We start from the raw sequence: 11,486 nt of genomic DNA on the forward strand, positions 1-11,486 counted from the left end.
GACGGCTAAGCCCATCGATCCGCCGATGCTGCCAGAACACCGATAGGCCAAGCCCCAGAACGACAAGCCAGAGCATCGCCGCCGTCTCCCATCATGCCCGCCGGCTCGCCTCTCGGCCAGCATATTGAACATTGTTCAGTTTTCCGCTGCAGGTCAATGGCAAAACTGAGCACTGATCATTAACTGTTCGGCAAGCGGACCGGCGGAACTTTACGCATAGGCAATCGATGTCGGCGTCTAAATGCGCTCATAACGGACTCTAGCTTTCGGCCGGCAAGGCGACATTCGAAGCCGCGCGGAACGCGGTCTGGTCCACTGGTTCGGAACTGCACGTCATGCGCCAAACCGCGCGCGATAGGCCTGCGGGCCGACACCCTGTACGCGCAGGAAGCTGCGCCGCATCGTTTCTTCTGTGCCGAAGCCGCAGCGGTCGGCGATGCGCTTGTACGGCAGGCCGGTTTCCGTGAGGAGCTGGCGCGCCGCCTCCACCCTGAGCCGCTCGACAGCACGCCCTGGCGTCAGCCCCGTCGCTGCGCGATAGCGCCGCGCGAAGGTACGTTCGCTCATGCCCGCCTCCGACGCCAGCCGGGACAGCGTCAGCGGCGCGTCGAGGTGACCGGCGATCCAGGCGTGCAGGGGGGCGAAGCGGTCGTCGGCGGACTGTAGCGCCAGCGTCTCGCTGAACTGCGCCTGACCGCCAGGCCGTTTGAGGAACACCACCAAGTGGCGCGCCACGGCCAAGGCCAGAGTGCGGCCATGGTCTTCCTCCACCAGCGCTAACGCCAGGTCTATGCCGGCGGTCACACCCGCCGAGGTCCAGACTCCATCGTCCTGAACGAAGATCGGGTCGGGGTCGACGCGGGCGCGTGGATAGCACCGCTGCAGCTCGAGGCAGTACTCCCAATGCGTCACTGCCCGACGCTCGTCCAGCAGCCCCGCCGCACCAAGAAGGAAGGCGCCGGTGCAGACGGAGGCCACTCGCCGCGCGCGCCCCGCCCGCCTTCGCAGCCAGTCGACCAGCGCCGGATCCTCGGCCGCCCGCCGCACCCCCTGGCCGCCGGCGATCACCAGGGTGTCGACAGGCGTTTCGTACGGCGGCAGGGTTGCGGCCGAAAAGACCAGGCCGGCTGTGGCTCCCACCTGCGTCTCCGGCGCAATCACCTGGGCGTCGTATAGGAAAGGTCCTCCCTGTTCCGCCGACCGTTCATTGGCCGAACTGAAGACCTGCAGCGGTCCGGCGACGTCCAGGAGCTGGACAAAAGGAAAGGCCAGCACCTCCACCCTGCGCGGGGCATCTGGCGGGATCGGTGGGGTATTTGGCGACATCGCCATCCCTAGGCGTGCGACACCGGTTCTGTCGAGGGCGGATGCAACCTTCGTCGTCATGAGGAAACAGGCCGATGACCAGCAAGACCTTCGAGAACAAGCCGGCCCCGCAGTGGCTGTTGGATATGTGGAGGGAGATCGACGACAAGACGTTCGGCGCCGGCTTCGACTGCTTCGCCGAGGACGCCATCTGCAATCTCGGTGTCGCGGACTGGCATGGACGCGAAGCGATCAGAGCAAACCTGAAGGCATTCATCGATACGGGCTTCACCGCCCTGCACGAGGTGAGGGAGTATTGGGACGGCGGTGAGCTGAAGGTGTTCCGTGGGACGGTGACCATGACGCCGGACAATGGCGGCCCCATCGTGCGTCCGACCATGACGCACTTCTTCTACATGGACGAACGCGACCCTACCAAGGTCAAGCGCTGGTGCGGCGCGGTCGGCCCCGTGGCGTTCGGCTGAGGGCGCGCCATGACGTCGGAGCCACCTACCCTGAAGATCGGTTCGCTTCTCTACGAGGGCGTTGACCAGATTGATCTCACAGGACCCTTTGAGGTCCTGTCTCGTCTGCCCGACGCGTCACTGACGATCTACGGGGTGGAGCGCGGCACAGTGCGGGACGTAAACGGCCTGCGACTTGCGCCGGACGCGGTGCTGGAGGACGCCCCGCAACTCGACGTGCTGCACGTCCCGGGCGGCTCTGGGCAAGAGGCGCTGATGGGCGACGCCCGGGTGCTCGGCTGGCTACGACGGCAGGCGGAGGGCGCGCGCTGCATCTTTTCCGTCTGCACCGGGGCGCTGCTCCTCGGTGCGGCGGGGCTCCTCGAAGGGCGGCGCGCTACCACATACTGGGCGGTTCACCATCTCCTGCCGCTCTATGGAGCGGAGGCGGTGGACGCGCGCGTGGTAGCAGATGGCCGCTTCCTCTTCGCCGCGGGCGTCACGGCTGGGATCGACGGGGCGCTCCGCCTGGCCGCCGATCTCCGCGGCGTCGAGGCGGCCCAGCGCATCCAGCTGGAGATCGCCTATGCGCCTGAACCGCCCTTCCTGAGCGGTCGACCGGATCAGGCGCCGCCAGCGGTGCTCGAGAAGGTGAAGGCGTCCATCGCGGAGCGTACCGCCCGGCGAGCTGCGGCCGCTGAGCAGTACGCCGCTGCCAGGCCTCGTTGAAAGCGAAGCTCCCTTCTGGCGTTTCGGGTCCCCTGCGCCCATAGCCGCCATGCGCCTTCTGCCCGATTCCGGACATCTGAATCGCCGCGAGGCCTCGGCTTGAGCCGATCTCAATGGCAGATGTTGGGGGTAGTCCGGACCAGAATACCCCTTCCCTGCCTCGAACATTGCCGGAGGCGGCTTTCGGGTTGAGTCCAAAAGGCAAACGGCGACAACGGCTCAGAACGTGGGCTTGACGACCATGAGCCAGATTATTCCAACAACCGCAGCGAAGGCGGGAAACCCACTCACGAACCAAAGCTGCCACAGGCGGTGATAGTCGGCCCTAAGCGGTTCGCCCGCCCGAACCGCCTCGCGCGCCAAGTCTCGCATCCGCAGCTGCAGCCACACCACCGGTAGCCAGAACACCCCTGTCACCACGTAGAGCGCCAGGCTGAGGGCGATCCAGCCATGCAGGATCGGATAGCCTGCCATCATGGCGAGCAGGCCGCCTGTGATGGGCTGAAGGACCACGGCGGTGGCGGTGAACAGCGTGTCGGCGACCACGACCACGCCGGCTGTATGGGCGATGAGGCGCGGATCACCCGTGCGGTGCGCCATCAGCATGAAGAAGGCGATCCCGGCGCCCGTTCCGAACAGGACCGTCGCCCCGATCACATGCAAGACCTTGAGGATCAGGTAGGCCATCACCGCTCATCCATGATCGCGAGCACCAAGCAGACCAGGACCATGGCCGGCACGATCTTGAGAAAGGGGCCGAGTGGATCGGCCCATAGGTCTGGCCGCCATATCGTCGCGCCAAGCAGGTATGCCCCACAGACCAGCAACATCGCCCTCAGGGCGGTCGGCGCGAACCTACGGACGCAGACGGCTAGGCCAAGCAGGACGTCCACCAACCCACCGCCAACCACGCACGCCAACGCCGCGACATGGGGCAGTCCCGCGTTGACGAGCAGGTCGCTCGCGGCGTCGCGGCGTAGCAAACCGATCAGGCCAGACGCCGTCCAAAACAACACCAGGGCGCCCAACGCCAAAGGTTTGCAGAAATACATCCGGGCGAACCAGCGCTCCTGCACACCGGACGGCGCCTGCGCCAGGATCTCGTGCAGCGAACTCAGGCGCACACCGGGAAGATCGTGCGAAGTCGGGCCGCCGACGACACCCTGTCCGAGCTGTTCGACCGCGGTGGATCGCATCGGGCTGCGCCAGCCGAGCCAAGCCAGGCCGTCAGCCGCCTTGCCCGTCAGCCTAGCTAGCCCGACCGGAACGGCCACCACGGGCGCCGACTTCAATCCCAGCCATAGCCGCAACGCGACCAACAACTCCCCCAGCTGATGGACGCCCGGCGCGACCAGGTCGATCGTGACCCGGCAGGCGGTCTCCGGCGAAATCGCACAGACCACGGCCCGCCCGATGTCCCGGGCTGACACCACTTGGATCGCCGCGTTGGCGCGGATGGCTGGGATCGCAAAGGGAAACGCGGCGAGGCCTCGAAGCAGGGCGCTTCCTCCGAACGCCGCCGGCGCCAGAACCAGGCCGGGACGCAGGATGATCCAGTCCAGGCCCTCGTCCTTCAGGGCCTGCTCGCCCAGCGCCTTTGTGCGGGCGAACGCCTGTGCGGGTGCTGTCAGTCCAACGCGAACTTGTCTCCGCTTGGACGTAGCTCTCCCAAACCCGAGCTAGCTCTATCCCATGACTGCCCGCCACTCAGCCAAGGCGGCTGAGCGTCGGTCTTTGTAGGTCTGTCGGCTGACGAGGTGGCGCTCCTGATTGAAGTGGTTGTGGAAGGATGCATGGACCGAGGCGAACTGTTGGAGTGTCTTCATCCTCCTGAACCTGAGCATCGCCCGTTCTCGTCGTCGGAACGGCTGGTGGGAATTCTCCGCCCTGTTGTTGGCCCAACGGCCTACCTCCTGACGATCTTCAATGCTCAGCTCTTTCATAGCTGCTCGATAGGACCGTAAGCCGTCGGTGGTGATGGTCTTGGCGCAGCCGTGCCGCTTCATCAGCTTGCGCATGAACTTCAGCGCTGCGGCCTTGTCCCGATCCTTGGTGGCGAAGGATTCGAGCACTTCGCGCTCGTGATCCACCGCCCGCCAGAGGTAGTGCATCTCGCCGTTGATCTTCACGTAGACCTCGTCGAGGTGCCACTTCCAGTGGGTATGCTGGCGCATGGCTTCCACCCGTCGCTTGCGGATCTCGGAGGCGAACATCGGGCCAAAGCGGTCCACCCACTTGCGAACCGTCTCGTAGCAGATGTCGATTCCTCGCTCGTGCAGGAGATCTTCGACGTTTCTCAGCGAAAGCGGGTAGCGCACGTACATCAGCACCACCAACCGGATCACTTCCGGCGAGCTGTCGAACCAGCGAAACGGGTTGGGCGGGGGCTTAAGCTTGGCCATAGGTCTTTGCCTTAACCCCCTCCCCTGCCAGCCGTCAATTTGCGCTGACAAAGCCCTTGGCCATGGGCTTGGCCCTATCGCCCTTCCCCGCAGGTCGTCACTTTCTGCTGACAAAGCCCATCAAGACTCGCAACAGCGGGTGATGAGGAGACCCGACCTCAGGGCTTCGCGCGCCCATCGCCGCTAACCGCCACTTCGAGCGAGTCGTATCCTCGCAGATGGTAGATCAAAGCGGAAACCAGCCAGCTGGCGATGAAAAGCCCGATGATGCCGAAGCCGATGGTCCCAGCATCTCGGGTCAGGGCGCCGATGCTTTCCCACACCCGGCCTTTCAGCTCGAGCTTATCGACCGCCAGGCCGAGCACCTCCATCCCCCCGACCGCGACGGCGATGACGACCGACAGGAAGGTCATCGTCATGTTGTAATAGAGTTTCCGGATCGGCTTGATGAACGCCCAGCCGTAAGCGCCCAGCATGAGAATGCTGTCGGTGGTATCGACCAGAGACATGCCGGCGGTGAATAGGGCGGGATAGATCAGGATCGACCACATCGACGTGCCCTGAGACGCCTGGGTCGCCGAGATGCCGAGAAGCCCGATCTCGGTGGCGGTGTCGAAGCCCAAGCCGAACAGGAACCCCAGCGGGTACATGTGCCAGCTTCGTCGGATCAGGCCGAACAGCGGCCGCAGCAGTCTCACCAGCAAACCGCCGCCGGCCAGGGCCTCGTCCAGGGTCTCTTCCCGGTAGGGCCGGCCCTCCTTTACGCGCCAGAACGTCCGGCAAATCGTCGCGAGGATCACCAGGTTCATTGCGGCGACGGCCAGCAGGAACGAGGCCGACACGATCGTTCCAAAGGTGGCGCCGATCCGATGCAGGGCGTCGAGTTGCCTGTGCAGCAGAGAGCCCGCGAACGCCAAGGCCACGCAGGCCAGGACCACCACTGTGGAGTGGCCCAGCGAGAAGAACAGGCCAACGCCGGTTGGCCGCTGGCCCTCCTGCATGAGCTTGCGGGTCACGTTGTCGATGGCGGCGATATGATCGGCGTCCACGGCATGACGCAGGCCCAGGCTATAGGCGAGCAGAGCCGTCCCCAACATCAGCGGCTGATGCGGAAAGGCCATCGCCGCCCAGGTCCACGCGCCGAGGTTCAGGCCGATCAAGCCGATATAGATGGCGGCGATCCGTGGGGCGATGGGCCCGCTCATCTCTTATTCCAATCCGCAGACCGTCCGGCCGAGCACTCGTGGCGATAAACATCGCCTCGCCCGGCGGCGACATGACCTAGGTCAAGGCGGAGCCGAATCCGTCGTGGTCAATGCGCTGCGATGACGGAGCCGCTCAACCTCTCGCCCATGCCGGCGGACACGACAGATCGCGCGGGACCGCCATGACGCACATGTCGGTGCTTGCCTGGTGCGGCGTGATCCTCGTCCTTTGCGGGGAAAGTCTCGCGCTCGCCTCCGCCCGCGATTTCAAAAGAATGCTGTTCTTCTCGACCGCGGCCGAAGCCGGCTACGTCCTGATGGGTTGGGGCGTGCCCACGCCGCTTGGGCACACCGGCGCGGTCATGCACCTGATGTATCAGATCGTGATGCGGGCGCTGGTGTTCGTGACCGCATGGCGGCTGATGCGACGCGCCGGCTCCTCGCGGACGGACGACATGGTCGGGAGCTTCGCGGCCGCCCCGCTCACCTCCCTCATGTTCGGGTTCGCCATGTTCTCGGTCATGGGCCTTTCGCCGTTCAAAGGCTCGTTCTCGAAATTCGTCGTCCTCTATGCGGGCATCGAAAACGGAAGCTGGATCATCACGGCGGCCGGCACGGTCGGCAGCATCCTGGCGGCGGTCTACTTCCTGCGTTCGGTGCAGATGGTTTGCTTCCAGCAGCCGCGTCCCGACGAGCTGCCCCGCCTCACAGCGCAGCCGTTGCGCCTGGGCGTCGATGGCGTGGCGATGCTGTTGCTGGGCGCAGTGACCGTGCTGATGAGCCTCGATCCCAAGCCATTTCTGGATGCCTCCGCCCACCTCGTCCACGTCTCCGACACGGCCCGCTTCCCCGAGTTCGAAGCCCCCTGGAGCCTGCAAATCCTGCTGCCCAGCGTCGGCGCCTTCGCAGTCTTCGCTGCGGGTCGGATATCGGCGCGCCTGCGTGAAGTCGCCGCCGCCATCCTAGCGACCGCAACGTTCGCGCTGGTGGCGGCCACCCTGCATTCCGGCGACCTGGGCGATCTATTCGCCCTGCTCTTCGCGGGCGTGGGTCTGGCCGTGACCGTCTACTCGCTGAGCTACATGCGCCAAGGGCGTTCGCTCGGCCGCTACTACTTCTTTCTCTTCCAGATGATCGGCGCCCTGATCGGCGTCGCCACCTCGCGCCACCTCGGCAACTTCTATCTGTTCTGGGAGCTGATGACCTGGGCCTCCTACATCCTGGTCATCCACGACCAGAGCGAGGCCACGCTCAAGGCCGGCGCGCAATACTTCCTGATCTGCACCTCGGGCGCCTATGTCATGCACTTCGGCATCCTGATGCTGCATGCGCGACTTGGCAGCTTCGAAATCGGCGCCATAGCGGCAGGTGTCGGCCACCTTCCGCTGCCGGTCCTGATGCTGATCACGGCGACGTTCATGGTCGCCTTCCTCGCCAAGGCCGGCCTATTCCCCTTCTACACCTGGGTGCCCGAGGCGGAGCGCGTCGCGCCCTCGGGCATATCGGCGCCGATGTCGGCCATCTTGGCCGCCGCCGGCCTGCTGGGGATGATGAAGATCCTCTTCGCCGTCTTGGGTGCGCCGGCACTGGCGACGGTCGGTACGATCGGCGGCCTGAACGCACCGGGCGCGACGCTCGTGTTGCTGGGCGGCGTCACCCTGCTGATCGGCGAGATCGGGGCTTACCGGCAGACCGACATCAAGCGCATGCTCGCCTATTCGACCCTGGCCCAGATGGGCGAGGTGGCGATGGTGCTGGGCGTCGGCAGCACCTTGGCGCTGACCGGGGCGCTGATGCACACGGTCAACCACGCCCTGATGAAGTCGCTGCTGTTCTTCTGCGTCGGCGCATTCGCCTTGCGTACGGGCGCCCAGTCGCTGAAGGACCTGCGCGGGATCGGAAAGGCGATGCCCCGGACCGCCCTGGCCATGGCCATCGGCATCCTCGCCATCATGGCGGTTCCGCCGTTCGGCGGGTTCGTCAGCAAGTTCCTGATGATCTACGCCTGCGTTCAGGCCGGGCAGATCCCGGTGGCCGCGCTGATGCTCGTCGGCGGCGTGATCGCGGCCATGTACTACGCGCGCATCCTGCGCGTCGTGTTCTTCGAGCCCTATCGCGGGCCGCTGGTGGCCGAGGCGCCGCTCTCGATGCAGTTGGTGATGGGCGTGCTGGCCGTCCTGATCATCCTCAACGGCTTGTATCCAACCCTGCTGCTCCGCCTACTCGTTCCCGTCGTCGCGTCGCTGGCCGGACACAGCGCGCTCGCGCCCCTCGCCCTGCCGCCGGTGGTGATGCACTGGTCGATCGCCGCGCTGATCGCCGCCCTGGGATCGCTGGTGGTTTTCCGGCTCGGCCGAAAATCGGCGGCATGTGCGGGCGGCCTTGCGGTCCTGACCATGGCCCTGGCGCTGGGCGGCGTCCTGTTCGAAGCGGGGCGCTACGATCTCCTGTCGTTCTGGTTCGCCATCCTGATCGCCGGCGTCGCCGTGCTGAACCTCGCCTACTCCGTCGGCTATATGGCGCGCGGGCATTCGCCGAACCGATACTTCTTCCTATTCACGATGATGGTCGGCGGCCTGCTGGGCCTCGTCGCCAGCAAGGACCTGTTCAGCTTCTTCGCCTTCTGGGAGCTGATGAGCAGCTGGACACTGTATCTCGTCACCATCCACGAGGAGACGGAAGAGGCGCTCAACGAGGGCTACAAGTACTTCATCTTCAACTTCGTCGGCGCGAGTTTCCTCTTCCTAGGCGTGACCACGCTGGCGGCCCAGACCCACACCTTCCGCATCCCCGAGCTCGCACATGCGGCGAGCTCCGTCCCCGCGCTTGGTCTTTGGGGTTCGCTGGCGTTGATCCTGACCGGATTGCTCATGAAGGCGGCCCAGCTTCCGCTGCGAATCGACTATCAAATGCACCCTGTCCCCGCGCCCACGCCCGTCAGCGGCTACATCTCCGCGGTGCTGCTGAAGGCCGGCCCCTGGGGCGTGCTGAAACTGTTTGTCGCGGTGGGGGCCGCGGCCACCTTCGCCCGCGCTGCGCACGGCTCGCCCTGGACCCCGGAGCTCATGCACGTGGTGGCGCTGGTGGCGACGGCCACCCTGCTCTACGCCGGCGCGAAGGCCATGGTGGAGACGGGCATCAAGCGAGTGCTGATCTACAGCACCGTCAGCCAGCTGGGTTATGTCCTGCTGGGCCTCTCGCTCGGGACGCCGCTCGGGATCGCCGGCGGGCTGATGCATGCGGTTAACCACATGCTGCTCAAGAACACCCTGTTCCTGGTGGCGGGCTGCCTGATTTGCCAGGCGCCGGTCACGACCCTGGATGAGCTGGGCGGCCTGGGACGCCGCATGCCGGTGACTTTCGCCATCTTCTTCTTCGCCGGTCTTTCGGTGTCGGGGATACCGCCGCTGAACGGCTTTTCCTCCAAGTGGATGATCTATCAGGCGGCCTTCCAGAGCGGCCATTACCTGCTGGGCCTGGCTGCGATGCTGTCCAGTCTGTTCACCCTGGCGGCCATACTGAAGTTCGCCCACAGCGCCTTCATGGGACCGCCGTCGGCAGCGGCGCTGCTCATGACCGAACCGCCCCTGGTGATGCGCGTTCCCATGCTCATCCTGGTAGCCGCGAGCGTGGCCATCAGCGCCTTCCCCGGCCTGCTGCTGACGCCGATTTCCCACGTGCAGACTAGCCTCGGCCTACCGGCCGTGCCGGCCACCTGGCTGGGCGGCCTGCCAGGTCCGCTGCCGTGGCATCCGCTGGCCCTGGTGCTGGCCCTGGTCGCATCGGGCGGCCTGGGCTGGGCCTACCGGCACGCGTCCAACAGGCAGCGCGCGACAGGTCCGATCTACACCGGCGGCGCCGTCGCCATCGCCTCCGGCCGGATGGAGGTTCCCGCCTCATCGCTCTACGAGACGCCGGCGCGCCTGATCCGTCTGGCCCTGGGCGGCCCCACGCGCCCAGCGGAAGGCGGCCCGAAGTGATCGGCGAGTTTTTCCGAATCCTGTTCGCCGTCCTCGTCTTCCCGGGCGGCCTGTTCGCCATCGCGCTCGGGCTGTTGCTCAAGGGCGTGGAGCGGCGGTTGGTGGCCAGACTGCAGCGGCGGATCGGGGCGCCGCTGCTGCAGCCCTTCTACGATCTCGTAAAGCTGATGGGGAAGATCACCTTCGTCCCGGACCTGGCGGACACGAACGTCTTCCTCATGACGCCCCTGATCGGGGTCGCCAGCATGAGCCTCGCCATGGCCATGCTGCCCATCGCAGGGGTGTACGCGCCATCGCCCATGCTCGGCGATCTGCTAGTCCTGTTCTACGTGATCTCGCTGCCGGCATTGTCGCTGATGCTGGCGGGGTCGGCGTCCGGCTCGCCCTTCGGCGCCATCGGCTTCTCACGCGAGATGGCGCTGATGCTGGCCTATGAGGGGCCGATCCTGCTGGTCATCGTCAGCGTCGCCTTGCACGTGGGCGCCGCCTCGGGCCGCGGCCCGATGTTCAGCCTCGCCGAAATCGTCCAGTACCAGATCCGACACGGCCCCCTGATCCTTGACTGGCGGATGGTTCCCGCCGCCCTGGCCTACGCCGCCTTCATCCCGGCCAACCTCGGCATGCCGCCCTTCGACATCGCGGAGGCCGAGACCGAACTGCTGGAAGGGCCGTTGCTCGAATATACCGGCGCCTCGCTCGGGTTGCTCAAGCTCGCATCGGCGATCAAGACCGTGGCCATAGCGGGGCTGGGCGTCGCCCTCTTCTTTCCCAATGGGCCCGGCGGCGTCCTCGGCGTTGTGGCGTTTGCAGCCAAATGCCTGGTGATCGTGGGCTGCCTGTCGGTCCTGAAGGCCGCGGTGGGGCGCATGCGCATCGACCAGGCCGTGGTCTTCTATCTGAGGTGGCCCGTCCTCTTCGGTGTGCTCTCGCTCGCCATGGTGGCGATCCATGTTTAGCACAAGGGCACGGGCATGAACTTCATTTCCAAGGCTGCCAAGAAATCCCCGTGGATTTACCGGATCAACGCGGGGTCCTGTAACGGCTGCGACGTCGAGCTGGCCACCACCGCCTGTATTCCCCGTTACGACATCGAACGCCTGGGCTGCCAATACTGTGGCAGCCCCAGGCATGCCGACATCATTCTGATCACCGGGCCGATAACGGTCGGGGTGAAGGACAAGCTCCTGCGCGTGTATGAGCAGGTGCCGGACCCCAAGGTCACCGTTGCCGTTGGCATCTGCCCCATCTCCGGTGGCGTCTTCCGGGAGAGCTACGCCATCGCCGGCCCGCTCGATCAGTTCGTCCCCGTCGACGTCAACATCGCCGGCTGTCCGCCCCGCCCGCAAGCCATCATCGAGGGCCTGGCGATGGCGATCGACATCTGGGCGTCGCGGGCCTAGC

Annotated in this window: 10 protein-coding genes; 5 read left to right on the forward strand and 5 right to left on the reverse strand. The window is 65.8% G+C overall.

The window, feature by feature from the left end:
* Window positions 1-333 precede the first annotated feature (333 nt).
* Window positions 334-1,386 carry a GlxA family transcriptional regulator gene (locus GSQ87_RS03230; protein WP_158913155.1) on the reverse strand — a complete coding sequence of 351 codons (1,053 nt, stop codon included), beginning with the start codon at window positions 1,384-1,386 and terminating at the stop codon, window positions 334-336.
* Between the two features lie 14 nt (window positions 1,387-1,400).
* Here GSQ87_RS03230 and GSQ87_RS03235 point away from each other — a divergent pair, with 14 nt between their 5' ends.
* Window positions 1,401-1,790, forward strand: a complete 390-nt coding sequence (locus tag GSQ87_RS03235; RefSeq protein ID WP_158913157.1) for a nuclear transport factor 2 family protein — start codon at window positions 1,401-1,403, stop codon at window positions 1,788-1,790.
* Window positions 1,791-1,799: 9 nt separating this feature from the next.
* Complete coding sequence (locus GSQ87_RS03240) at window positions 1,800-2,498, forward strand: DJ-1/PfpI family protein (RefSeq protein ID WP_158913159.1); 699 nt, start codon at window positions 1,800-1,802, stop codon at window positions 2,496-2,498.
* Window positions 2,499-2,717: 219 nt separating this feature from the next.
* Here the strand turns inward: GSQ87_RS03240 and GSQ87_RS03245 are convergent, their stop codons facing one another.
* The 4 genes from GSQ87_RS03245 to GSQ87_RS03260 form a co-directional block, all read right to left on the reverse strand.
* Window positions 2,718-3,185: a DUF2269 domain-containing protein gene (locus GSQ87_RS03245; RefSeq protein WP_158913161.1), complete on the reverse strand. Its 468-nt coding sequence runs from the start codon at window positions 3,183-3,185 to the stop codon at window positions 2,718-2,720.
* Window positions 3,185-3,931 (reverse strand): SDR family oxidoreductase, encoded by a 747-nt coding sequence (locus GSQ87_RS03250; RefSeq protein ID WP_158913163.1) that lies wholly within the window; start codon window positions 3,929-3,931, stop codon window positions 3,185-3,187. The genes GSQ87_RS03245 and GSQ87_RS03250 overlap by 1 nt, the downstream gene beginning before the upstream one ends.
* A 252-nt stretch (window positions 3,932-4,183) precedes the next feature.
* Window positions 4,184-4,900, reverse strand: coding sequence for an IS6 family transposase (locus tag GSQ87_RS03255; RefSeq protein ID WP_158913165.1), 717 nt, complete (start codon window positions 4,898-4,900; stop codon window positions 4,184-4,186).
* A gap of 158 nt (window positions 4,901-5,058) precedes the next feature.
* Window positions 5,059-6,105, reverse strand: a complete 1,047-nt coding sequence (locus GSQ87_RS03260) for a HoxN/HupN/NixA family nickel/cobalt transporter (protein ID WP_158913167.1) — start codon at window positions 6,103-6,105, stop codon at window positions 5,059-5,061.
* A gap of 182 nt (window positions 6,106-6,287) precedes the next feature.
* Between GSQ87_RS03260 and GSQ87_RS03265 the strand changes: the two genes are divergently transcribed.
* Genes GSQ87_RS03265 through GSQ87_RS03275 form a run of 3 tightly spaced genes read left to right on the forward strand, consistent with a single transcriptional unit; the run spans window position 6,288 to window position 11,485 of the window.
* The gene (locus GSQ87_RS03265) at window positions 6,288-10,085 is read left to right on the forward strand and encodes a proton-conducting transporter membrane subunit (protein ID WP_158913169.1); all 3,798 of its coding nucleotides are present in this window, start codon (window positions 6,288-6,290) and stop codon (window positions 10,083-10,085) included.
* Window positions 10,082-11,041 (forward strand): respiratory chain complex I subunit 1 family protein, encoded by a 960-nt coding sequence (locus GSQ87_RS03270; protein WP_216838947.1) that lies wholly within the window; start codon window positions 10,082-10,084, stop codon window positions 11,039-11,041. Before GSQ87_RS03265 ends, GSQ87_RS03270 begins: the two co-directional genes overlap by 4 nt.
* A 15-nt stretch (window positions 11,042-11,056) precedes the next feature.
* Window positions 11,057-11,485 (forward strand): NADH-quinone oxidoreductase subunit B family protein, encoded by a 429-nt coding sequence (locus GSQ87_RS03275; RefSeq protein ID WP_158913171.1) that lies wholly within the window; start codon window positions 11,057-11,059, stop codon window positions 11,483-11,485.
* Window position 11,486: the final 1 nt, after the last annotated feature.

Source organism: Caulobacter sp. S45 (genome assembly GCF_009765965.1).
Taxonomy (GTDB): domain Bacteria; phylum Pseudomonadota; class Alphaproteobacteria; order Caulobacterales; family Caulobacteraceae; genus CAHJWH01.